The organism is Altererythrobacter sp. KTW20L, from assembly GCF_023501975.1.
In the GTDB taxonomy this organism is placed as follows: Bacteria; Pseudomonadota; Alphaproteobacteria; order Sphingomonadales; family Sphingomonadaceae; genus Alteraurantiacibacter.
Genome location: NZ_JAMFLH010000007.1, coordinates 120,521 through 144,098, shown reverse-complemented (window position 1 = coordinate 144,098; position 23,578 = coordinate 120,521). Strand labels below are relative to the sequence as shown.

Genomic DNA, 23,578 nt, shown 5'->3' with positions numbered 1-23,578 from the left:
CGGGAGTCGCTAGTCCCCCCAGCAGACTGGAGCCTTCACTTTTGCCCCACGCAATTTGGCCATGCTTGACCAAGCGCGCTGGCGCGGCCAAACCGTGCGCCATGAATGAGACGGGGCCAAAAATCGGCGAAATGAGTTTCGAGGACGCCTTGCGTGCGCTCGAGGATGTGGTGCGCAGGCTGGAAAGCGGCGACGTGCCGCTCGACGAATCGATTGCGCTGTACGAGCGCGGCGAGGCGCTGCGGGGCCATTGCCAGGCGCGGCTCGATGCGGCGCAAGCGCGGATCGAGAAGATCGTCGCCGGGCCGGACGGCAAGCCTGCGGGCGCCGTCCCGTTTGACGCGGAATAAGCCGGTGGGACTTGCCCTGGCCGACGACCTGCTTGGCCGCAGCCTGCAACGCGTGCAGCGCGAGGTCGATGCCGCTTTCGATGCCATGCTGCCCGTGCCCGAGGATTCGCGCGCCAAACTGGTCGAGGCCATGCGCTATGCCGCGATCGGCGGCGGCAAGCGGGTGCGGCCGTTCCTGGTGATTACCGTGGCCGAAATGTATGGCTCGTCCCGCAGCGCTGCCGTTCAGGCCGGTTGCGCGATCGAGGCGATCCACGCCTATTCGCTTATCCATGACGACCTGCCGTGCATGGACGATGACCAGATGCGCCACGGCAAGCCCACGGTGCATCTCGCGTTCGGCGAGGCGATTGCCGTGCTGGCGGGCGATTGCCTCCATGCGCTGGCCTTCGACCTGCTCACCAGCCCGGAAGTCGGCAGTGATCCCTTCGTGCGCAGCGAGCTGTGCGGCGCGCTGGCGCGGGCGAGCGGGCACAACGGCATGGCCGGCGGCCAGGTGATGGACATCATGGCGGGCGAGGAAGACTTTGACCTGCGCGCCGTTACCCGCCTGCAGCAGTTGAAAACCGGTGCGCTGCTTATGGCAGCGGTGGAAATGGGCGCGATCCTGGCCAAAGTGCCCGAAGAAGCCCGCGCCCACCTGCGCGCCTTCGCCCGCGACATCGGCCTCGCCTTCCAGATCGCCGACGACCTGCTGGATCATGAAGGCGACGAGGCCAAGGCCGGCAAGGCGCTGCGCAAGGATGCTGAACAGGGCAAGGCGACCTTCGTATCGCTGATGGGTGCCGACAAGGCCCGGGAACAGGCGCGGTTCCTGTCCGAACAGGCCGTGGGCCACCTCGCCAGCCATGGCAAGGAAGCCGACCTGCTGCGCGCGCTGGCGCGGTTTATTGTCGAGCGGGAAGGGTGAGCGTCCAAAGATGACCGACCGCATCGGCCTTTATCCCGGCACCTTCGACCCCTTCACGCTGGGCCATGCCGATATCATGCGGCGCGGGGCCAAGTTGGTGGACCGGCTGATCATCGGCGTGACCACCAATCCCAGCAAGGACCCCATGTTCAGCCATGACGAGCGCATGGCGATGGTGGCGGGCGAAGTGGCGAGGCTTGGGCTGACCAACGTGGAGATCAAGGGCTTCGATGCCCTGCTGATGGACGTGGCCGAGCGCGAGGGCGCAAGCATGATCCTGCGCGGGCTGCGCGCCGTGGCGGACTTTGAATACGAATACCAGATGGCCGGAATGAACCAGCAATTGAATGCCGGGATCGAGACGGTCTTCCTGATGGCCGATATCTCGCTCCAGCCGATCGCCTCAAAGCTGGTTAAGGAAATCGCCTTCTACGGCGGTGACATCGCCCGCTTCGTCAGCCCGCAGGTGCGCGAACTGGTCGTGGCGCGGGTGAACCAGCTAGGCCGCAAGGGCGACGGGCGCTGATCCGGCGTTACTGTGGGGCCAGGTTCCATGTTCATTGAACTGTCAGCCCCGAGGCACTAGGGGACTTTTCCAGTATATCTGCAGGACCGATCCGATTCAGACCATGATCCAGACAATCGTCCAGAAATTCACGCGCTTTTTCGCCGTGTTGTGCCTTATGGCCGCAGGCCTTGCGCTAGCCATGCCCGCGGCTGCCCAGCAGCCGGGCACTCTGGAGCGCGCACAGGAGGCAGAGGCCCATGCCGAGGCCGTGGCCCAGGCCAATGCCCGCATCCCGCTGGCGGCCGATTTCGACATCACACGGGATCCGGACAACATCTGGTATCTCGACCTGTCGAACGGCACCCGCGTGGCAGTCCGCCTGGTCCCGCAATGGGCGCCCAACCATGTCGAGCGGATCAAGACGCTCACCCGCCAGGGGTTCTATAACGGGGTGATCTTCCACCGCGTGATCGATGGCTTCATGGCACAGACCGGCGATCCCACCGGCACCGGACAGGGCGGCTCGCAGCTTCCCGACCTCGCGGCCGAGTTCAACATGCTGCCCCACGTGCGCGGCACTGTATCGATGGCCCGTGCTCAGGCGGAAGACAGCGCCAACAGCCAGTTCTTCATCGTGTTCTATCCGCGCTTTGCGCTGGACCGGAATTACACCAATTTCGGCCGGGTCATTTCAGGCATGGACGGGGTGGATGCCATTGTCCGCGGCGAGCCGCCGGCTAATCCCACGCGCATCATCCAGGCCAGCATCGCTTCGGACAATGTGCCGCAGCTGATGCCGCAGCCCGAACGTCCGACACAGACGATCACCGCCGACATGCTGAGCGCGCCGATCGTCGATTGATGGCGTAAAAGGCTGTCGATCTCTGCTCCGTTCGCATCGAGCGTAGTCGAGATGCCGCGCGCCAGTGTCTCGACTTCGCTCGACACGAACGGATCATGGCGTGATTTATCGAGCTGGAAAGTCTAGCCACTCCCCATGCGCGTTGACCTGTTCGATTTCGACCTCCCGCCCGAACGCATAGCCCTGCGCCCTGTCCGCCCACGCGATGCCGCGCGGATGCTGGTGGTGCGCGGAGGCGATGCGCCATTCGAAGATCGCGGCGTGCGTGACCTGCCGCAGATGCTGCGGGCTGGCGATGTCATGGTGTTCAACGACACCCGCGTGATTCCCGCCCAGCTCGAAGGCACGCGGGGTGAGGCGCGCATCGGCGCCACCCTCCACAAACGGATCGACCTGCGCCGCTGGCAGGCCTTCATCCGCAATGCCAAGCGGGTGCGCGAGGGCGATGAATTGACCTTCCCCGCCGGGGTCAGCGTCATTGCCGAAAAGCGCCACGAAGATGGCAGCTTCACGCTCGTCTTTGCTGGCGACGAGCCGGTGGAAGTTCTGCTTGAGCGGGCGGGGCGGATGCCCTTGCCGCCCTATATCGCCCAGAAGCGCGCCTTGGACGAGGCCGACCGGGCCGATTACCAGACCGTGTTTGCGCGCGAGGATGGCGCTGTTGCCGCGCCCACGGCCTCGCTCCATTTCACGCCGGACCTGCTGGCCGCGCTCGATGCGGCAGGCGTAAAGTGCCATACGCTGACGCTGCATGTTGGGGCGGGCACCTTCCTTCCGGTCAAGGCCGAGGATACCGCTGACCACGCCATGCACGCCGAATTCGGCCGGATCGATGCCGCCACGGCAGAGGCATTGAACGCGGCGCGGGCAGCGGGCGGGCGGATCATCGCGGCGGGCACCACGGCGCTCCGCCTGCTGGAAAGCGCGGCGGACGAGACGGGCACGATCCATCCCTTCGAGGGCGACACCGCCATCTTCATCACGCCGGGCTACCGTTTTTGCGCCGTGGATGGCCTGATGACCAATTTCCACCTGCCCAAATCGACGCTGTTCATGCTGGTCAGCGCGCTGATGGGGCGGGAGCGGATGCAGGCGGCCTATGCTCATGCCGTAGCGCAAGAATACCGCTTCTATTCTTACGGCGATAGTTCGCTGTTATTGCCTGCCGAAGAATAAGTACGCTTGTAAAACCGGTCGGCCGGGCCAATCTCCCGCGCCATGGTCACAGCTATTTCCGATCCGATTCTGGATATCCGCAATCTCACCAAGACCTACAAGGGCGGCAATGTCGCGCTTGGCGGAGTTGACCTGCAAATCCGCAAGGGCGAGATCTTTGCCCTGCTCGGCCCCAACGGTGCGGGCAAGACCACGCTGATCGGTGCGGTCTGCGGGCTGGTGCGGCCGAGCGGCGGGACGATCGAGGCTTTCGGGCTGGATGTCGAGCAGAACTGGCGGCAGGTCCGCCGCCGCATCGGGCTGGTGCCGCAGGAATTAAGTTTCGACATGTTCGACAAGGTGATCCGCCAGGTGCGTTACTCACGCGGGCTGTTCGGTCTGCCGTCGGACGAGGCGCGGATCGAGGAAGTGCTGCGCGCGCTGAGCCTGTGGGACAAGCGCGACGAGCCGATCCGCAAGCTGTCGGGCGGCATGAAGCGCCGGGTGATGATCGCCAAGGCGCTGGCCCACGATCCCGACCTATTGTTCCTCGATGAACCCACCGCCGGCGTTGACGTGGAACTGCGACGCGACATGTGGGAACAGATCGGCGCCCTGCGCGCGCGCGGCGTGACCATCATCCTCACCACCCACTACATTGAGGAAGCCGAGGAAATGGCCGACCGCGTGGGCGTGATCAACAAGGGTCAGATCCTGCTGACCGATGACAAGGCTTCGATCATGGCCCGCCTCGGCCGCACTGAAGCCCATTTCATTCTGGCAGAACCGATGACCGCGATCCCGCCTGCCCTGGCGTACTATCCGCTGACACTGGAGGATGACGGCATGAAGCTGGTCTATCGCGGCGGCGACGGGACGGGCAAGGGCAAGCGCGAGGTGGCAGAGCTGGCGCAGGACCTGACCCGCAACCAGATCGCCTTCACCGGCCTGGAAACTGCCGAATCGACGCTGGAGGAAATCTTCGTCGGCCTCCTCACCCAGCCGGCGGAGGCCGCGGCATGAGCTTGAACCTTGTCGGCGCCTTCGCCATCCTCAAGAACGAACTGCAGCGCTTCTTCCGCACGGTGTTCGGCTCGATCCTGTCGCCGGTACTGACGACATCGCTCTATTTCATTGTGTTCGGCGCGGCGATTGGCGGGCGCATCCAGGAAATCGGCGGGGTGTCCTATGGCGCCTTCATCGTGCCGGGCCTCCTCATGCTTACCCTGCTGTCGGAAAGCACCAGCAACGCCAGCTTCGGCATCTACATGCCCAAGTTCACCGGCGCGATCTACGAGCTGCTGAGCGCTCCTGTCGGCGTGGCCGAGACGCTTATCGGCTTTGTCGGCGCGGCGGTGGCCAAGTCGCTGATCATTTCCGCGATCATCCTGGCGACAGCGCTGCTGTTCGTCGATTACTCCATCGCCCACCCGCTGCTGGCGCTGGGCTATATCATGCTGGTGACGACGGCCTTCAGCCTGTTCGGCTTCATCCTCGGCATATGGGCTGACGGGTTCGAGCGGTTGCAGATCGTGCCCATGCTGATCCTCACCCCTCTGACCTTCCTTGGCGGCACGTTCTATTCGATCGACATGCTGGGCGAGCCGTGGCGCACGGTCGCGCAGTTCAACCCGATCTTCTACCTCATCAACGGCCTCAGGTGGACTTTTACCGGCACCGCCGACGTGCCGATTGGCGTGGCGCTGGGCATGACGCTGGCGTTCGTCGCGGTGTGCATTGCGATTATCGCGTTCATTTTCCGCACGGGGTGGAAGTTGCGCGAATGAGCCGCTAGCGATTGGGCGCATGAGACTTGCCTGCCTCTTGCTGCCTCCGCTGGCGCTCGCTGCAGCCCCCGCTGCTGCCGAACTTCCCGAACCCGTCCGGGCCATGATCGAAGCGGCGATTGCCACCCGCGATCCGGCCAAGGTCAACACCGTGGTCGAGATCGCTCGCCAGACCAACCCGGACGACCACGCCGAAATCGATGCCCTGGCGGACGAGTTCCGCACCGCCCAGGCCGCCCGCGCCGCTGCCGCCGCCGAAGCAGAGCAACTTGCGCTGCGCGAGGCGGGCGTGTTCGACAACTGGAGCGGGCAGGGCCAGATCGGCGCGTTCCAGTCCTCCGGCAACAGCTCGGCCAGCGGGGTTACCTCGCAATTGCAGCTCAAGCGCAGCGGGATCGACTGGGAACACAACCTGCGCGCCTCGGTCGATTTCCGCCGCACCAATGGCCGGACGGACCGCGAGCAGTTCTCCGCCGCCTATGAGCCGCGCTTCCAGATCGACCCGGCCTTCTTCGCCTATGCCCTGGGGCAGGTGGAGAGGAACCGTTTCCAGGGCTTCTCCTCGCGCTATGCGGTGTCGGGCGGGTTGGGCTACAAGGTGCTCGATACTGACGGCCTCAGCCTGGCAGTGCAGGCGGGTCCGGCATGGCGGCAGACCAACCTTGTCAGTGGCCTATCGGAGAATTCCATCGCCGTGCTGGCCGGGCTCGATTTCGACTGGCGCCTGTCGGACAGGATCAAGCTGACGCAGGACACCAATGCCGTGGCCGAAGGCGGCGGGCGGGCGCTGGCGATCATCGACAGCAGCTCCACTTCGCTCAACCTCGTCACCGGCATGGAAGGGCGCATCACCGACAAGCTGACCGCACGGCTGTCCTATACCGTGGAATATGACAGCAACCCGCCTGCCGGCAGCGTCTCGACCGATACGGCCACCCGCTTCACCTTCATCTACGGCTTCTGACCACATGACCACCAAGCCCCGCTTCGCCTTCTCCATCAAGGCGCGCGACGGCGCTGCGCGTACGGGAGAGATCCGGATGCGCCGCGGTACGATCCGCACGCCTGCCTTCATGCCGGTGGGCACGGCGGCCACGGTGAAGGCGATGAAGCCCGAAAGCGTGCGCGCCCTGGGGGCGGACATTATCCTGGGCAACACCTACCACCTGATGCTGCGCCCCGGCGCTGAACGGGTGGCGCGGCTTGGCGGCCTGCACAAGTTCATGAACTGGCACCGCCCGATCCTGACCGATAGCGGCGGCTACCAGGTGATGAGCCTGTCAGACCTCAGGAAACTGACTGAGGAAGGCGTCACCTTCAAAAGCCACATCGACGGCAGCCGCCACCACCTCACTCCCGAACGGTCGATGGAGATCCAGCGCCTGCTCGGCTCCGACATCGTCATGGCGTTTGACGAATGCCCCCGCGCCGACCGTCCGCGCGAGGAAATCGCCGCGAGCATGGAAATGTCGATGCGCTGGGCCAAACGCAGTCGCGACGGGTTCGACAGCGGCGGGGACCACGCCGAGCGCAGCGCCCTGTTCGGCATCCAGCAGGGCGCGCTCGATCGGGACTTGCGGCAGATATCCGCCCAGAAGCTGACCGAGATCGGGTTCGACGGCTATGCCATCGGCGGGCTGGCCGTGGGCGAGGGGCAGGAGGCGATGTTCGCCACCCTCGATTTCGCCCCCGCCATGCTGCCCGACCACGCCCCGCGCTACCTGATGGGCGTGGGCAAGCCCGATGACCTGGTGGGCGCGGTGGAGCGCGGGGTGGACATGTTCGACTGCGTGCTGCCCACCCGCTCGGGCCGCAACCAGCAGGCTTTCACCTGGAACGGCCCGCTCAACCTGCGCAACGCGAAACACGCCGAGGACACCGGACCATTGGACCCGCGCTGCCACTGCCCCACCTGCACCACCTACAGCCGCGCCTACCTCCACCACCTCGGCAAGGCCGGCGAGATCCTCGGCGCCATGCTGCTGACCGAACACAACCTGGCCTTCTACCAGCAGCTGATGCAGGCCATGCGGGAGGCGATCGCAGGCGGGACCTTTGCGGCGTTTGCGGCTGAGTTCCGGCGGGATTACCTGGGTTAGTGCTTCCCCGCCCCTTTGGGGGAGGGGATCGAGGGGAGGGGGCTGGCCGCTTCAGCCGCGCCTGCCGGATAGTCCCCACCCCCAACCCCCTCCCCTAAAGGGGCGGGGGCTTTGGCCTTTCCTACACCCCCCGCACTGTGCTCCACCCCTCGGCACACAGCCATAGCCGAGGGCCAGCCCGTGCTTCCATGCCGCCAGATCATCTCCCGCGTCGTCGTCCCGCGCCTTGCGGGCAGGGGCGGGGCCTGTGTCTCCCGGGGGGTGTCACTTTGTCCGCGGGGGTGATTCTGGGGCGATATCAGCGCTTTGGGGGCGGAAAAGAAGGTGACACCCTGTCACTTGTGTCACCTTTGCGGCGGCCTGCCTCGCACAAAAGAAAAGGGCGGCCCCGCAGGACCGCCCCGTTCGTAACCGGAGGGGAATGTCGCTTAGCGCGAGTAGAATTCCACCACCAGGTTGGGTTCCATGGTCACCGGATAGGGCACCTCGTCCAACTTGGGGACGCGGGTGAAGGTCACCTTGTCGGTGCCATCGACCGAGACATAGTCGGGGATGTCGCGTTCCGGCAGGCTCTGCGCTTCGATGATCAGGGCCATGTTCTTGGCCTTGTCGCCCAGGCTGATCACGTCGCCCACATTGATGCGGCGGCTGGCGATGTTGCACTTCACGCCGTTCACGCGGATGTGGCCGTGGCTGACGACCTGGCGGGCGGCGAACACGGTGGGAGCGAACTTGGCGCGATAGACGACCATGTCCAGGCGGCGTTCGAGCAGGCCGATGAGGTTCTGGCTCGAGTCGCCCTTCATCTTGGTGGCTTCGTCATAGGTGCGGCGGAACTGCTTTTCCGTCACATCGCCGTAGTAGCCCTTCAGCTTCTGCTTGGCGCGAAGCTGCAGGCCGAAGTCCGACATCTTGCCCTTGCGGCGCTGGCCGTGCTGGCCCGGGCCATAGGAGCGCTTGTTCACCGGGGAATTCGGACGGCCCCAGATGTTCTCGCCCATACGGCGGTCGAGTTTGTGCTTGGCGCTGGTGCGCTTCGTCATGGTCTTTCTCCAATCTGCATCGCCATCCACTGTGGTGGCGCTTCAACCCGGTACGCACCACTGCCGCCGATCTGCGACAATGCGGCCACCGCTTCACCGGGGTGCGGGGCCAATCGAAGGTACGCCCCGGAAGGAGCGGACCGACGAAGTGAAGGCGCGCGTTTAGTTGCCGCCATGAGAAAGTCAAGGAGTTAGCGGCTTAGAAACCGCCTGCCGGCGAATTTTGGGCACCTGCGGCAACGGACTGGTTGGCGTCGCGATCCAGGTGGTCAATTCCTCGCCGGGTATCCTCGCTCAGGAGACTCCAGTCCCGGCGTGTGAGGCAGGTGCGGTTGACCCGGGTGCGTGAACCCGTCACAGGCTCGGAGCGACAGACAACCTCGTTCAGATAGCTCTCTTCCTCTTCGCTCTCGCCCTCGTCCGCAGTGGATTGAACCGGTGCCTGATCTACTGGCCCGCGCCCACTGTCACGTTCCTGCGCATATGCGGCAGTCCCCGTGGTTGAGGCAGCAAGAAATGCGATGGTGATAATGCGCTTCATTTGGTTCTCTCCCAACAGATGACCCATGAAAGCACAATTTGGTGCCAAGTCTTCGCCTAATGCCTGAACTTCTCGAGGCAGGTGAGGACACCTCGCAGCGTGCGGATCTCCAGATGGTTCCATCCCGGCTTGGTGAGAACGGTGCGAAGGTTGCGATGGGTGGCTTCGGCGCGATCGGTCACGCGATAGTAGCCGCGAGGTTCAAGCAATCGATTGAAGTGGGCAATTAGGCCCTCCAGCTCCTCCTGCGGTGCTGGGGGCAGGAGCTCCTCCTCGGGCGGCATGGCCAGATCGATACCCTTCGACCACTCATAGGCCATCAGGATCACGGCCTGGGCCAGGTTGAGCGAGGGGAATGCAGGGTTGATCGGCACGGTCACGATCTTGCGGGCCAGGGCCACGTCGTCGGTTTCGAGGCCCGAACGCTCGGGCCCGAACAGGATGGCGCTGCGGCCCTGCTGGGCGTGGACTTCGCGCACTGCCTGGTCGGGCATCACCACCGGCTTGGTGACCCCGCGCTTGCGCACCGTGGTGGCATAGACGTGGGCGCAATCGGCTACGGCTTCGGCGGTACTGGCAAACACCTGCGCGTTCTCCAGCACCATGTCGGCACCCGCAGCGGCGGGGCCGGCCGAGGGATTGGGCCAGCCATCGCGCGGGGCGACGAGGCGCATTTCGCACAGGCCGAAATTGAGCATGGCGCGCGCCGCCTTGCCGATATTCTCGCCCAGTTGCGGGCGCACCAGGACGAATACCGGCGGATTATTCGCTGGCGGCATCGCGCACCTGGCTGGCGAATTCCTCGAAATCGCGCGCCTCGCTGAAATCGCGATAGACCGAGGCGAAGCGGATATAGGCCACGCTGTCAATCTGCCTCAGGCCGTCCATCACCATCTCGCCAATGCGCGAGCTTGGCACTTCGCCTTCACCGGCGGTTTCCACCTGGCGCTGGATGCCCGAGACGAGCTGGTCGATCCGCTCCTGCTCGATCCCACGCTTGCGACATGCAAGGCCGATGGCCTGCTCAATCTTGGCGCGGTCGAAAGGCTCGCGTTTCCCGCCGCTTTTCACCACGGTGACATCGCGCAATTGCACCCGTTCGAACGTAGTGAAGCGCCCGCCGCAGCTTTCGCACTGTCGGCGGCGGCGGATCGCGGTGTTGTCCTCGGTCGGACGCGAATCCTTTACCTGGCTGTCGTCATGGGCGCAGAACGGGCAACGCAATTTAGGGGCGTATCCGTTTGTAGAGCATATAGCCTGCACCCGCGACCAAGCCGAGGCCGAGCGGTATGACCGGCAGGATCCAGCCCGCCACTGCGCCCACGGCGGCACCGGTCAGCACCGGCCTGGTGGAAGGATGGGCCATGCCGTCACGGCCCATTTCCTTCACCTCGGCGACCGCATCCACGAGGATCCGGCTGTCGATGGGTTTTTCATTGGGCTTATCAGGATCGGGCATCGCAATTACCTCCCGGGATAGACGGGGAAAGCCTCGCACAGTTCCGCCACCTGGCGGCGGACACGTTCCTCAAGCTGGGCGTCGCCGTCCTCGCCATTGCGGCTCATACCGTCAACCACTTCGGCAATCAGCTGCCCGATCCTGCGGAATTCAGCCGGGCCAAAGCCGCGCGTCGTGCCTGCCGGGGTGCCGAGGCGGATGCCGGAGGTGACGAACGGCGACCGGGTGTCGAACGGGATGCCGTTCTTGTTACAGGTGAGGAAGGCGCGGTCGAGGCCCTTTTCGGCAGCCTTCCCGGTCACGTCCTTGGGCGTGAGGTCGGCCAGCATCAGGTGGTTGTCCGTTCCGCCCGACACGATGTTTACGCCGCTTTCGGCCAGGCTGGCGGCAAGCGCCTTGGCGTTTTCCACGATTGAGGCGGCATAGGTGCGGAATTCGGGGCGCAGCGCCTCGCCGAATGCCACGGCCTTGCCGGCGATCACGTGCATCAGCGGGCCGCCCTGCATGCCGGGGAACACTGCCATGTTGATTGGCTTCGACAGCGCATCGTCATTCCACAGGATGATGCCCGAACGCGGGCCGCGCAGGCTCTTGTGGGTGGTGCTGGTCACGATGTGGGCATGGGGGAACGGATTGGGATGCGCGCCACCCGCCACCAGGCCGGAGAAGTGCGACATGTCGGCCAGCAGGTAGGCGCCCACTTCGTCGGCAATTTCGCGGAAGGCGGCGAAATCCCACTGGCGGGGATAGGCCGTGGCGCCGGAAATGATCAACTTGGGCTTGTGCTCACGGGCGAGGGCACGGACCTGGTCCATGTCGATCAAGCTGTCTTCGCGCCGCACGCCATAGGGTACGGCGTTGAACCACTTGCCGCTCATGTTGACGGGCGATCCGTGGGTCAGGTGGCCGCCAGAAGCCAGGTCGAGGCCCATGAAGGTGTCGCCGGGGTTGAGCAGGGCGAGAAACACCGCCTGGTTCATCTGGCTGCCGCTGTTGGGCTGGACGTTGGCGTATTGGCAGCCAAACAACTGCTTGGCGCGCTCGATAGCCAGCAGTTCCACTTCGTCGGCATAGTCGCAACCGCCGTAATAGCGCTTGCCCGGATAGCCTTCGGCATACTTGTTGGTGAACACGCTGCCGGTGGCCTGCAACACGGCGGGGCTGGCCACGTTCTCGCTGGCGATGAGTTCGATCCGGTCACGCTGGCGACCCAGTTCGCGACCGATGATGGCGGCGACGGCGGGATCGGCCTGTTCAAGGTCATCCTGCCAGAAGCGGGTCAGTGCGTCGGACGAGGCGGGGCTGGCGACAGAAGACATCAGGCACTTTCCTGCGTGGTGTGAGGGGGCGGGGGGTGGGGGAACCGGGGATGGGTCAGCTTTTCGACGCGCTGTTCGTGGCGGCCGCCAGCGAACTCGGCGACGAGGAAGGTCTGGAGGCAGGTGCGCGCCAGGTCCGGTCCGACCAGGCGCGCGCCCATGGCGATCACGTTGGCGTCATTATGCTCTCGCGCCAGGGCAGCGGAATACGGATCATTGACCAGTGCGCAGCGGGCGGCAGGGTGGCGGTTGACCGCGATGGAGATGCCAATGCCGGAACCGCACAGCGCCACGCCACGCTCGACTTCGCCAGCGGCGATGGCTTCGGCCAGCTTGTAGCCGAAGTCCGGATAATCCACCCGGTCGGCACTCGTCGGGCCGAGGTCGATCACTTCATGCCCCCAGTCGCGCAGGTCCTGCGCCAGTTGGGCTTTCAGGTCGAAGGCGGCATGATCCGAGGCAATTGCAATCTTCATGCGTCGCCACATAGTGATTGCCGGCGCGCTATGCCACAGCAAAAGGACTTTCTTCCCCACAAGTGGGGCTGTCCAAGGCGATCCGGTCAGAACCGGCGGGGCAGCGGTTCTTCCGATGGCCAGAAGCGCTGCATCCGTGCGGGTAGGAACGTGAAGAACGCGTTGATCGCGTGGATCTGGCCGCCCCACACCTTGAATGCTTCGAACGTAACCAGTGCTTCGCCCGGACCATAGGAGCCGGTATCGCCGAAATTCATCCACAGAAGGACGGTGCCGTTTTCCTCGTCGATCGCGACGACGCTGGGGATGATCGACGGGTGGAGCATGATCCCGCCTTCATACATACCGCAGGCCGCAAAAGCGCAGCCTTCGCCTGCAGTTATGACGCCATTTTCCACGCGATAGGTTTCCGGCGCGAACTGTGTTGCGGAATCTATGAAACTCCCCACCCGCAGCCCTTCGACATAGGTCAGGGCCTGCGCAAGCATGGCCTCGCGGGTCATCCGCTGGCCGGCAGGTATCTGATCGTCCAGCCCGCGGACCGGCGTGCCGAGCACGCGGGGCTGGAAGAGGTCGCCAGGCTCCACGGTTTCCACCACGCTTTCGATTCCGGCAATCCGTCCGCCTTCGACATGCAGCGCAACCGAAAGCAGGACCGGCTTGTCATCCTCGCTAAGCTCAACATGGGCAGCAGCGACCTGGCGTGTGGTGTCGAGGTAGTCGTGGCGGAAGGTGCCGCGCCTGGTGTTCCGAGCGAACAGCCCTTCAGCCAGAGCAATCACGCGGGAGTTCTCAGTCACCCGCACATCGGGCGTGACGGGCAGGGTGGAATGATCGCGGGCCAGCACGGCATCGACATAGGTCGTCACGAGGTTGCCAAGACAGGCGCGGTCGCAGTGCTGCGCCGTGGCTGGCGTGGCCATGGACAGCGTTGCGAGCATGGCAATGGTTGCGAAAATTTCGCGGATGCGCGGCATGGCAATCTCCTCCCCAGGAACAATTGCCGCTATCCTAGCTGTCGGAAGCACAAAAGGAAGGCCCGACCGCGAAGCAGCTTGATAGGTCTGCTACTCTGCTGCGCGGCGCTCCAGCACTTCGGTCAGTTCGGCGCGCAGTTCTTCCTGCAATGCCGGAACCTGGCCAAGGTATTCATTGATGAACCCCTGGGAGGCGGCAACCATCGCCGGGTGCGAGTTGACCGCGGCAGTTTTTGCCATGAAGCCGTGCCCTTCGGGCGTTGAGACATAGGCATGGAGCGCCTGCAACTCGGGCAGCGAGAAGCTCTCTGCATAGCCGACAGCCATTCCCTCCATCATGCCATCCATGTGCCCCGTCAAAGTGGCCATGCCCAGGCTCAGGGCTTCGTTCTGGAAGCGGTTGATGATTCCGAAGATTTCCGGATCATCGGCAAGGTCGGGCGTGGCCGCGTTCAACTGGGCAACAACCTGATGCATCACCGCGCCGAACACGTCCATGCGCGTTTCTGGCGGGAAGCCGTATTCGACGATCTGCCTCGCCAGGACAAGCTTTTGCTCTAGAGGTTGGGCGGCATCCTGGGCCATTGCCGGTGCGAAGGCGGTCGTCACAATCTGGCATGACGCCAGGGCGAGGCCCAGTCTCAACATCGAATCCCCCTGCGGTTCGGAAACTTACTGGTCGAGGAAGCTGCGCATCTTGCGCGACCGGCTCGGATGCTTGAGCTTGCGCAGCGCTTTCGCCTCGATCTGGCGGATACGTTCGCGGGTCACGCTGAACTGCTGGCCGACTTCCTCCAGCGTGTGATCGGTGTTCATGCCGATGCCGAAGCGCATGCGCAGCACGCGTTCCTCGCGCGGGGTCAGGCTGGCGAGCACGCGGGTGACCGTTTCGCGCAGGTTCGCCTGGATCGCGGCGTCCACCGGGATCACCGCGTTCTTGTCCTCGATGAAATCGCCGAGGTGCGAATCTTCCTCGTCGCCGATCGGCGTTTCGAGGGAGATCGGTTCCTTGGCGATCTTCATCACCTTGCGGACCTTCTCCAGCGGCATCGACAAGCGCTCGGCCATTTCTTCCGGCGTCGGTTCGCGGCCCTGCTCGTGGAGGAACTGGCGGCTGGTACGCACCAGCTTGTTGATCGTTTCGATCATGTGGACCGGGATGCGTATGGTGCGCGCCTGGTCGGCGATGGAGCGGGTGATCGCCTGGCGGATCCACCAGGTGGCATAGGTGCTGAACTTGTAGCCGCGGCGATACTCGAACTTGTCGACCGCCTTCATAAGGCCGATGTTGCCTTCCTGGATAAGATCCAGGAACTGCAGGCCGCGGTTGGTGTATTTCTTGGCTATCGAGATTACCAGGCGCAGGTTTGCCTCGACCATTTCCTTCTTGGCAATGCGCGCCTCGCGCTCGGCCTTCTGCACCATGTTCACGATGCGGCGGAATTCGTTGAGGCTCATGCCGGTGGCAGAGGCGATGTCGCTGATCTCGGCGCGGATGCGTTCGACCGAATCGGCTTCTTTCTCGGCGAAGGCGGCCCACTTCTTATCCTTGGCCGCCATCTGCGCCAGCCATGCTTCGTCCAGCTCGCGCCCGACATAGCCGTCGAGGAAATCGGCGCGCTTCACCTTGTGGCGTTCGGCCAGGCGCAGCATCTGCCCGCCCAGCGCGGTCAGGCGGCGGTTGAAGGCATAGAGGTTGTCCACCAGGTATTCGATCTTGGTGGCGTGGAACTGCACGCTTTCCACCTCGGCAGTGAGCTGTTCGCGCAGCTCTTCGTACTTGTTTTCCTTGGCCTTGGGGAAGGCATCGCCGCGACCGAGCACGTCCACGCGCTCAAGCTGCAGCTTCTCGAATTTCTTGAACAGGTCAGTGATGCGAGCGAAGGTTTCGAGCGCATCGGGCTTGAGCGCGGCTTCCATCTGGGCGAGGGACATGGTGTTGTCCTCCTCGTCCTCTTCCTCGCGCCGACGGGTAACGGGTTCGCCGTCCTCGTCGAGCTCTTCCTCGGGCTCTTCTTCTTCCTCTTCCTCGCGGATGGTCGGACCGGCAGTGGCTTCGGAGATTTCGCCGTCGTCGTCGTCATCCTCGGCGCCTTCCTCCATCTTTTCGACGGGGGGCTCCTTCGACAGCATGGCGTCAAGATCGAGAATCTCGCGCAGCTGCATCTCGCCGTTGTTGAGCGCTTCGGACCACATGATGATGGCGTGGAAGGTAATCGGGCTTTCGCACAGACCCATGATCATGGTGTCGCGCCCGGCCTCGATCCGCTTGGCGATGGCGATTTCGCCCTCACGGCTGAGCAGTTCGACCGCGCCCATTTCGCGCAGGTACATGCGGACCGGATCGTCGGTCCGTTCGCCCACGCCCACGGTGCGCTTCTTCTCGGGGACGTTCTTGTCCTCGTCAGCCTCGTCTTCGGCCTCTTCCTCGGCGGCGGCTTCGGTAGGATTGCCTTCGCTATCCTCTTCAGCCGCGTCTTCGTCGTTCTCGACGATCTGCACGCCCATTTCGGAAATGGCGGTCTGGATGTCCTCGATCTGGTCGGGGCTCATCTGGTCCGACGGCAGCGCGTCGTTCAACTCGTCGTAGGTGATGTAACCGCGGCGGCGGGCCTTCGCGAGCAGCTTCTTGATCGATGCCTCGTTGAGGTCGATCAGCGGGGCATCGTCGGTCTGGGTGCTGTTGTCTTCGGGCGCCATTAGGCTTCAATCCGTTCCCTGCTCGCCGGAGGAGGAAGAGGTTTCCCCGGCAGAATGTCCATTGCCGGCCGATGTGGCGGCGGCGCGTTTGCGTGCCATTTGCCCGATACGCTCCTCGATTTCCAGCTTTCGTTTGCGCAAGCGTTGCTGCTCGGCAAAAGCGCCTTCCGGATCGGTATCGAAGCGGGCAGTGGCCGCGGTTATAGCGTCTTCCAGCCCGGGTCTTTCCACGAGCAGGGCAATCGCCTCGGCCAGGTCCTCCCTCGCGTCGTCCGGATGGGAACCTTCCAAAAGGAAGGAAAAGCGATTGCTGTCCAGCGGCGGCGGCAGGATGCCTGGCGCGGATATGGGCGTATTTCCCCCCGCTTCAAGGGTTTCGGCGGCATCGAGCAGGAAATCTACTGCCGGGGTGGTCTCCGGCATCACGGAGGACAGTCGTAGCAATTGCTCCGAATGGGCCTCGATCTGGTCGGGATAGCGCACCAGCCCGGCTAGCACGGCCTGGGCCAGCTTGTCGCGAATCTGCGCGCCCGAACGCTTGAGCCGGGCGATCATCTGCGGAGAAAGCGGCGCGGCCTCGGGGCGCATGTCGCGCTTGCCGGGCTTCCACGCGGCCTTGCCCTGGGCGGACTGCTGCCGGGGCTGGAACTCGCGTTTCGGAAAGGCAAAGGCCGAATAGCGATCGAGCAACTCGCGGCGGTAGAGCGCCTTGATGTCCTGGTTCTCTATGGCATCGGCATGGGCCACCAGCCGCTCCTTGAACCCCGCCTTGTCCTCTGGCGAGGTGAGGGGGCTGGCCTCCTGTTCCTGCTCCCACACCAGGTCGAGCAGCGATATCGGACTGGCGAGCAGCGCCTCCATCGCGGGGACACCCTGGTTATTCACTACGTCATCGGGATCGAGCCCCGCGGGGAGCTGCACGATCTGCAGGGAGTGACCGGGCCGCAGCAGGGGCAGGGCGCGCACGGCGGCTTTCATCGCCGCGCGCTTGCCGGCATTGTCGCCGTCGAAGCACAGCAGCGGCTTGTCCACCATGCGCCACAGCAGTTCGACCTGCCGTTCGGTCAGGGCGGTGCCCATTGGGGCCACGGCATCCTCGATCCCCGCGGCGGCCAGGGCGATCACGTCCAGATAGCCTTCGACCACCACGATGCGGCCTGACTTCCTGCTGGCGGGACCGGCGCGGTGCAGGTTGTAGAGCGTGCGACCCTTGTCGAACAAAGGCGTGTCGGGGCTGTTCAAATACTTGGCCACGCCGTCCCGGTCTTCCAGCACGCGGCCTCCAAAGGCGATCACCCGCTCGCGCGCATCTTGGATCGGCAGCATCAGGCGGCCACGGAACCGGTCATAGGTCGGCTTGTCTTCCAACTGGATCAGCAGGCCTGCTTCCACCAGCAGCGGTTCGTCGAACTGGGCGAGGGCAGTCTTCAGGGCGGTGCGATCATCGGGCGCGAAGCCGAAGCCGAACCGTTCAATCGTCCGCTGGTTGAACCCGCGCCGATCGAGGTATCGGCGGGCGACCTCTCCCTTCGGGCTGGCTAGCTGGGCAACAAACCAGTCCTGCGCCGCCTGCATCACATCGTGCAGGCCAGCCCGCTGCTCGGCCGCCTCGGCCTCGCGCGGATCGGCGCGGGGGACTTCCATCCCCGCCTGCGCCGCCAGTTCCTTCACCGCATCCATGAAGCTGAGGCCGCGCTGGTCGGTCATCCAGCTGATCACGTCGCCATGCGCCTGGCAGCCGAAGCAGTGATAGAAGCCCTTCTGGTCGTTGACAGTGAAGCTGGGCGACTTCTCGTTATGGAACGGACAGCACGCCTTCCACTCTCGCCCCGCGCGCGTCAGCTTGACCGTGCGCATGATCACGGTGGACAGCGTGACGCGGGCGCGCAGTTCGTCCAGCCATTGTGGTGAGAGGGCCATGAACTACCCCTTCCACGAATGGCCCCGTTTGATCAAGCAAGCGCCGCCTTCACCAGCCCGCTGGCCTTGCTCATATCGAGCTGCGAGCCATGCCGCGCTTTCAGTTCGGCCATGACCTTGCCCATGTCCTTCACGCTATCGACACCGAGCTCCGCCTTGATCGCCAGAATCGCGGCGGTGGTCGCCTCGTCGCTCATGGTTTGGGGCAGGAATTCCTCGATCACCGCAAGCTCCGCGCGTTCGGCAGCGGCCAGTTCTTCACGGCCGCCCTGTTCATAGAGCGCTATCGATTCGCGGCGCTGCTTGGCCATCTTGCGCAGGACGTCGACCACCAGGTCGTCGTCATTGTCCGGCGCCTTGCCGGTGCGCAGCTCGATATCGCGGTCCTTGATCTTGGCGCCGACCAGGCGGAGCGCGGCGGTGCGGGGCTTGTCGCCCGCCTTCATCGCGGCAATGGTTTCGGCTTTGATCGTATCGCGCAGCATGGTGGCACTTTCCTGTGGATGGTTTCGCGCTCCCCTAGGGAATGGGCGGGGCTGAGGCAAATATAGTTCGCCCAAGCCTTGACGCATCGGCGCGCCAGCTATAGCGGCCACCTCTTAGCACGCATCATCGTTTTACTTGCACACGGGAGACCATCATGGCCTTTTCCGCGCCTTCGCTTGCGCAACCCAAAGGGGCAACCGGTTGTCTCGTATTGGCAGACGGCACGATCGTCTGGGGCAAGGGTTTCGGCGCAGTGGGCCATGCCGTGGGCGAGGTGTGCTTCAACACCGCGATGACGGGGTACCAGGAAGTCCTGACCGACCCCTCCTATGCCGCGCAGATAGTCACCTTCACCTTCCCGCACATCGGCAATGTCGGCACGAACGACGAGGATTTCGAAAGCGCAGTTGAGGGCGCGGTCGGCTGCGTTGTGCGCGAGAAGATCACCCGCAATTCCAACTTCCGCTCCACCCGCGAGTTCGAGGTGTGGATGAAGGACCACGGCAAGATCGGCCTTAGCGGTGTGGACACCCGCGCGCTGACCCGCCGCATCCGCATGCAGGGCGCACCCAATGCGGTGATCGCCCATGCGCCCGATGGCAAGTTCGACCTCGATGCGCTGGTGCAGCGGGCGCAGGAATGGCCCGGGCTGGAAGGCATGGACCTCGCTCAGAAGGTTACGCGTCACAAGCATCATGACTGGGAAGGCGGATCGTGGAAGCTGGGGCAGGGCTATGCCGGCAGCCCGCGCGATGCACGCCCGCACGTCGTCGCCATCGACTATGGAAGCAAGGACAACATTTTCCGCAACCTCGTGGCCGCAGGGGCACGGGTAACGGTGGTCCCGGCCAAGACCGGGCTGGACGAGGTGCTGGCGCTGAAGCCCGATGGCGTGTTCCTGTCCAACGGCCCCGGCGATCCGGCGGCGACGGGGGAATATGCCGTGCCGGTGATCAAGGCGCTGCTCGATATGGACATGCCGATCTTCGGCATCTGCCTCGGCCACCAGATGCTGGCGCTGGCGGCAGGCGGCAAGACGCTGAAAATGCACCAGGGCCACCGCGGCGCCAACCACCCCGTCCAGCGCGTGGGCGAGGGCTGGGGCGAGACTGCGGGTCTGGTCGAGATCACCTCAATGAATCACGGCTTCGCGGTGGACGCCGCATCTCTTCCCGCAGGCGTGGTGGAAACCCACCGCTCGCTGTTCGACGGCAGCAACTGCGGCATCGCGATCAGCGGCAAGCGGGCCTTCGGCGTACAGTACCACCCCGAGGCAAGCCCGGGGCCGCAGGACAGCTTCTACCTGTTCGAGAAGTTTGTGGGGATGTTGGGGAGGGGGGCAAGCTGATGGCTGTTGTTCGCGGGTTTGAACCAAAAGAATTAGACCGCCTCTCGAAACATTCGGACGTTGAAGCAACTATTAGTCTAGTCGAGGCCGACGGTGAGAAGTTCGTCCAAATCGATACCTACGGATCCAAGGATCGGGCGATGCCTGGTAAGGTTTCACAGAGCCTCCGACTTTCGCAAAGCGCCTTTGATCAACTTGTTCAGCTCGGGAAGAGCCATTTCTAATGCCCAAACGCACTGACATCTCCTCGATCCTCGTCATTGGCGCTGGCCCCATCATTATCGGGCAGGCCTGCGAGTTCGACTATTCTGGCACCCAGGCGATCAAGGCGCTGAAGGAGGAGGGCTACCGGGTGATCCTGGTGAACTCCAACCCCGCCACGATCATGACCGATCCGGAATTTGCCGACGCCACCTATATCGAGCCGATCACGCCCGATATCGTGGCCAAGATCATCGCCAAGGAGCGGCCCGATGCGCTGCTGCCCACGATGGGCGGGCAGACCGCGCTGAACTGCGCGCTGGCGCTCGATGCCGATGGCACGCTGGCGAAGTATGGCGTGGAAATGATCGGCGCCAAGGCCGATGCCATCGACAAGGCGGAAAACCGCCAGCGCTTCCGCGAGGCGATGGACAAGATCGGCCTGGAATCTGCGCGCAGCGGCGTGGCGACAACGATTGACGAGGCCTTTGCCATCCTCGAACGCACCGGTCTGCCGTCGATCATCCGCCCCAGCTTCACCATGGGCGGCACCGGCGGAGGCATTGCCTATAACAAGGCGGAATTCGACCAGATCGTGCGCGGCGGCCTCGAGGCCAGCCCCACCACCGAAGTCCTGATCGAGGAATCGCTGTTGGGCTGGAAAGAATTCGAGATGGAGGTGGTCCGCGACAAGAAGGACAACTGCATAATCGTCTGTTCGATCGAGAACGTCGATCCGATGGGCGTCCATACCGGCGATTCCATCACCGTCGCGCCAGCGCTCACGCTGACCGACAAGGAATACCAGATCATGCGCAACGCCAGCATTGCTGTGCTGCGCGAAATCGGCGTGGAAACAGGGGGTTCGAACGTCCAGTTCGCAGTAAATCCCAAGGATGGCCGCCTGATCGTGATCGAGATGAACCCGCGCGTGTCGCGGTCCTCGGCGCTCGCCTCCAAGGCCACCGGCTTCCCCATCGCCCGCGTCGCTGCCAAGCTCGCCGTTGGCTATACGCTGGACGAAATCACCAACGAGATCACCGGCGCGACGCCCGCCTCGTTCGAGCCGACCATCGACTACGTCGTCACCAAGATCCCGCGCTTCGCCTTCGAGAAGTTCAAGGGCGCGAAGGTCGAGCTCAGCACCGCGATGAAGAGCGTGGGCGAAGTCATGGCCATCGGCCGCAACTTCAAGGAATCGCTTCAAAAGGCCCTGCGCGGCCTTGAAACCGGGCTCGACGGGTTCAACCGCATGGTGGCGCTGGAAGGCGCGACGCGGGACGAGATTACCGCCGCGCTCAGCAAGGCCACCCCCGACCGGCTGCTCAACGTGGCCCAGGCCTTCCGCGAAGGCTTCACCGTGGATGAAGTCCACGCGATCACCTTCTACGATCCGTGGTTCCTGCGGCACATCTGCGAAATCATCGACGAGGAGCGGACCATCGGCAAGAATGGCCTGCCCGGCGATGCCGCGGGCCTGCGCCGCCTGAAAGCGATGGGCTTTTCCGACAAGCGCCTTGCCACGCTGGCCGTGCGTTCTGTCCATGTCGCTGGCGGGCTGGGCGAGACCCAGGCCAAGCGTTCGGGCCTGCTCCATGATACCCTGCGCGCCATGGCCGGTGCCACCAGCGAGGACGAAGTGCGCCAGCTGCGCGAAAAGCTGGGCGTGCTGCCGGTGTTCAAGCGCATCGACAGCTGCGCCGCCGAATTCGAGGCGATCACGCCCTATATGTACTCAACCTACGAAGCCCCCAGCTTCGGCGTGGCGGAGAACGAGGCCGATCCCAGCGACCGGCGCAAGATTGTGATCCTGGGCGGCGGGCCGAACCGCATCGGGCAGGGCATCGAATTCGATTACTGCTGCGTCCACGCCTGTTTCGCCCTGGCCGAAGCGGGTTACGAGACCATCATGGTCAACTGCAACCCTGAGACCGTTTCGACCGACTACGACACGAGCGACCGCCTCTATTTCGAGCCGCTGACCGCAGAAGACGTGCTGGAAATCCTGCGTGTCGAAATGTCGAAGGGCGAGCTGGTCGGCGTGATCGTGCAGTTCGGCGGGCAGACTCCGCTGAAGCTGGCCCAGGCGCTGCAGGACGCGGGCATCCCCATCCTCGGCACCTCGCCCGATGCGATCGACCTTGCCGAAGACCGCGAGCGGTTCGCCAAGCTGGTCGACAAGCTCGGCCTCAAACAGCCGATGAACGGCCTGGCCCGCAGCCGTGACGAGGCCGCTGCTGCCGCCGCGCGCATCGGCTATCCGGTCCTTCTGCGCCCGTCATACGTGCTGGGCGGCAGGGCGATGGAAATCGTCGACAGCGAAGCCCAGCTCGATGATTACATCGCCACGGCCGTCAACGTATCGGGCGAAAGCCCCGTGCTGGTGGACCAGTACCTGCGCGATGCCATCGAATGCGATGTCGATGCCCTGTGCGATGGCGATGAAGTGGTGATCGCCGGTGTGATGCAGCACATCGAGGAAGCCGGCGTCCATTCGGGCGACAGCGCCTGCACCCTGCCGCCCTACAGCCTACCGCAGGACATCGTGGACGAGATGGAGCGCCAGGCGGTGCTGCTCGCCAAGGGGCTGGGCGTGCTGGGGCTGATGAACGTGCAGTTCGCGGTGAAGGATGGCGAGGTCTACCTGATCGAGGTGAACCCGCGCGCCAGCCGTACCGTGCCGTTTGTGGCGAAGGCCATCGGCCAGCCGGTCGCAAAGATCGCCAGCCGGGTGATGGCGGGCGAGAAGCTGAACACCTTCCCGCCGTTCAAGCGCAAGCTGCCCTATATGGCGGTAAAGGAAGCCGTGTTCCCCTTCGCCCGCTTCCCTGGCTCCGATCCCGTCCTCACACCGGAAATGAAGAGCACCGGCGAAGTCATGGGGATCGACCGCGATTTTGCCACGGCCTTTACCAAGAGCCAGATCGGCGCAGGCACCGTTCCGCCGCAGGCAGGCAAGCTGTTCGTTTCGGTGAAGGACAGCGACAAGCCGATGATCCTGGAGGCGGTCAAGCTGCTGGTGGCCCATGGCTTCTCCATCGTCGCGACCGGCGGCACGGCCAATTACCTCGGCGAGGCGGGCGTGCCGGTGGACCGGGTGAACAAGGTGGCAGAAGGGCGGCGGCATATCGTGGATATGATTGTCGATGGCGAGATCGCGCTGGTGTTCAACACCACCGAGGGCTGGCAGAGCCATAAGGACAGCCAGTCTATCCGTGCCTCGGCGCTGGAAGCGCGGGTGCCCTACTACACCACGGCGGCCGCCTCGCTGGCCGTAGCCCAGGCGATTGTCACGGTTCGGCCCGCTGATCTTGAAGTCCGATCATTGCAGGACTATTATGCGTAGCTGACAGTTAACGCTCTCCCGGAAAATTGAGCCTCAACAGTGCGCCCTGCGGGGCGGCGGGGTTCCTTTGACGGCAGGCCTAGGAAAGACA

23 protein-coding genes are annotated in these 23,578 nt (G+C 64.2%); 11 read left to right on the top strand and 12 right to left on the bottom strand.

Translation table 11 applies throughout. The annotated features are described in order from the left end of the window. Positions 1 to 101 precede the first annotated feature (101 nt). From M3P36_RS08920 to tgt, 9 genes are all read left to right on the top strand, one after another. Positions 102 to 350 carry an exodeoxyribonuclease VII small subunit gene (locus M3P36_RS08920; RefSeq protein WP_249702907.1) on the top strand — a complete coding sequence of 83 codons (249 nt, stop codon included), beginning with the start codon at positions 102 to 104 and terminating at the stop codon, positions 348 to 350. Between the two features lie 4 nt (positions 351 to 354). After that, complete coding sequence (locus M3P36_RS08915) at positions 355 to 1,260, top strand: polyprenyl synthetase family protein (protein ID WP_249702906.1); 906 nt, start codon at positions 355 to 357, stop codon at positions 1,258 to 1,260. Between the two features lie 10 nt (positions 1,261 to 1,270). Beyond that, positions 1,271 to 1,786 (top strand): pantetheine-phosphate adenylyltransferase, encoded by a 516-nt coding sequence (gene coaD, locus M3P36_RS08910; protein WP_249702905.1) that lies wholly within the window; start codon positions 1,271 to 1,273, stop codon positions 1,784 to 1,786. 103 nt (positions 1,787 to 1,889) lie between these two features. After that, positions 1,890 to 2,630 carry a peptidylprolyl isomerase gene (locus M3P36_RS08905; protein ID WP_249702904.1) on the top strand — a complete coding sequence of 247 codons (741 nt, stop codon included), beginning with the start codon at positions 1,890 to 1,892 and terminating at the stop codon, positions 2,628 to 2,630. A gap of 135 nt (positions 2,631 to 2,765) precedes the next feature. Beyond that, on the top strand, positions 2,766 to 3,806 hold the full coding sequence (gene queA, locus M3P36_RS08900) for a tRNA preQ1(34) S-adenosylmethionine ribosyltransferase-isomerase QueA (protein WP_249702903.1): 1,041 nt from the start codon (positions 2,766 to 2,768) through the stop codon (positions 3,804 to 3,806). A 42-nt stretch (positions 3,807 to 3,848) separates the two neighbouring features. Further along, positions 3,849 to 4,808, top strand: a complete 960-nt coding sequence (locus M3P36_RS08895; RefSeq protein ID WP_249702902.1) for an ABC transporter ATP-binding protein — start codon at positions 3,849 to 3,851, stop codon at positions 4,806 to 4,808. Beyond that, complete coding sequence (locus M3P36_RS08890) at positions 4,805 to 5,572, top strand: ABC transporter permease (protein ID WP_249702901.1); 768 nt, start codon at positions 4,805 to 4,807, stop codon at positions 5,570 to 5,572. Before M3P36_RS08895 ends, M3P36_RS08890 begins: the two co-directional genes overlap by 4 nt. A 19-nt stretch (positions 5,573 to 5,591) precedes the next feature. Further along, a complete protein-coding gene (locus M3P36_RS08885) occupies positions 5,592 to 6,536 on the top strand; it encodes a DUF481 domain-containing protein (protein ID WP_249702900.1) in 945 nt (314 codons plus the stop codon). 4 nt (positions 6,537 to 6,540) lie between these two features. Beyond that, positions 6,541 to 7,671, top strand: a complete 1,131-nt coding sequence (tgt, locus tag M3P36_RS08880) for a tRNA guanosine(34) transglycosylase Tgt (protein WP_249702899.1) — start codon at positions 6,541 to 6,543, stop codon at positions 7,669 to 7,671. Positions 7,672 to 8,099: 428 nt separating this feature from the next. On the opposite strand, the gene rpsD is transcribed toward tgt, so the two are convergent. From rpsD to M3P36_RS08820, 12 genes are all read right to left on the bottom strand, one after another. Beyond that, entirely contained in the window at positions 8,100 to 8,714 is a 615-nt protein-coding gene (gene rpsD, locus M3P36_RS08875; protein WP_249702898.1) for a 30S ribosomal protein S4, read from the bottom strand. A gap of 199 nt (positions 8,715 to 8,913) precedes the next feature. Further along, a complete protein-coding gene (locus M3P36_RS08870) occupies positions 8,914 to 9,255 on the bottom strand; it encodes a hypothetical protein (RefSeq protein ID WP_249702897.1) in 342 nt (113 codons plus the stop codon). A 56-nt stretch (positions 9,256 to 9,311) separates the two neighbouring features. Next, entirely contained in the window at positions 9,312 to 10,034 is a 723-nt protein-coding gene (locus M3P36_RS08865) for an RNA methyltransferase (RefSeq protein ID WP_249702896.1), read from the bottom strand. Further along, positions 10,018 to 10,479 (bottom strand): transcriptional regulator NrdR, encoded by a 462-nt coding sequence (nrdR, locus tag M3P36_RS08860; RefSeq protein WP_249702895.1) that lies wholly within the window; start codon positions 10,477 to 10,479, stop codon positions 10,018 to 10,020. The genes M3P36_RS08865 and nrdR overlap by 17 nt, the downstream gene beginning before the upstream one ends. Position 10,480: 1 nt before the next feature. Next, positions 10,481 to 10,714, bottom strand: a complete 234-nt coding sequence (locus M3P36_RS08855; RefSeq protein WP_249702894.1) for a hypothetical protein — start codon at positions 10,712 to 10,714, stop codon at positions 10,481 to 10,483. Positions 10,715 to 10,719: 5 nt separating this feature from the next. Then, positions 10,720 to 12,033 carry a serine hydroxymethyltransferase gene (gene glyA, locus M3P36_RS08850; RefSeq protein ID WP_249702893.1) on the bottom strand — a complete coding sequence of 438 codons (1,314 nt, stop codon included), beginning with the start codon at positions 12,031 to 12,033 and terminating at the stop codon, positions 10,720 to 10,722. Beyond that, positions 12,033 to 12,509: a ribose 5-phosphate isomerase B gene (gene rpiB / locus M3P36_RS08845; protein ID WP_249702892.1), complete on the bottom strand. Its 477-nt coding sequence runs from the start codon at positions 12,507 to 12,509 to the stop codon at positions 12,033 to 12,035. Before rpiB ends, glyA begins: the two co-directional genes overlap by 1 nt. 86 nt (positions 12,510 to 12,595) lie before the next feature. Further along, positions 12,596 to 13,486: a DUF8021 domain-containing protein gene (locus M3P36_RS08840; RefSeq protein ID WP_249702891.1), complete on the bottom strand. Its 891-nt coding sequence runs from the start codon at positions 13,484 to 13,486 to the stop codon at positions 12,596 to 12,598. A 90-nt stretch (positions 13,487 to 13,576) separates the two neighbouring features. Further along, entirely contained in the window at positions 13,577 to 14,134 is a 558-nt protein-coding gene (locus M3P36_RS08835; RefSeq protein ID WP_249702890.1) for a DUF2059 domain-containing protein, read from the bottom strand. Between the two features lie 24 nt (positions 14,135 to 14,158). Next, positions 14,159 to 16,186, bottom strand: a complete 2,028-nt coding sequence (gene rpoD, locus M3P36_RS08830; RefSeq protein WP_249702889.1) for an RNA polymerase sigma factor RpoD — start codon at positions 16,184 to 16,186, stop codon at positions 14,159 to 14,161. A 6-nt stretch (positions 16,187 to 16,192) separates the two neighbouring features. After that, positions 16,193 to 18,106 carry a DNA primase gene (dnaG, locus tag M3P36_RS08825; RefSeq protein WP_249702888.1) on the bottom strand — a complete coding sequence of 638 codons (1,914 nt, stop codon included), beginning with the start codon at positions 18,104 to 18,106 and terminating at the stop codon, positions 16,193 to 16,195. A 32-nt stretch (positions 18,107 to 18,138) separates the two neighbouring features. After that, positions 18,139 to 18,591, bottom strand: coding sequence for a GatB/YqeY domain-containing protein (locus M3P36_RS08820; protein WP_249702887.1), 453 nt, complete (start codon positions 18,589 to 18,591; stop codon positions 18,139 to 18,141). 155 nt (positions 18,592 to 18,746) lie between these two features. Between M3P36_RS08820 and carA the strand changes: the two genes are divergently transcribed. Both carA and carB read left to right on the top strand, forming a co-directional pair. Continuing rightward, positions 18,747 to 19,940, top strand: coding sequence for a glutamine-hydrolyzing carbamoyl-phosphate synthase small subunit (carA, locus tag M3P36_RS08815; protein WP_249702886.1), 1,194 nt, complete (start codon positions 18,747 to 18,749; stop codon positions 19,938 to 19,940). Between the two features lie 223 nt (positions 19,941 to 20,163). Then, on the top strand, positions 20,164 to 23,487 hold the full coding sequence (gene carB / locus M3P36_RS08810; protein ID WP_249702885.1) for a carbamoyl-phosphate synthase large subunit: 3,324 nt from the start codon (positions 20,164 to 20,166) through the stop codon (positions 23,485 to 23,487). The last annotated feature ends 91 nt before the right edge of the window (positions 23,488 to 23,578 follow it).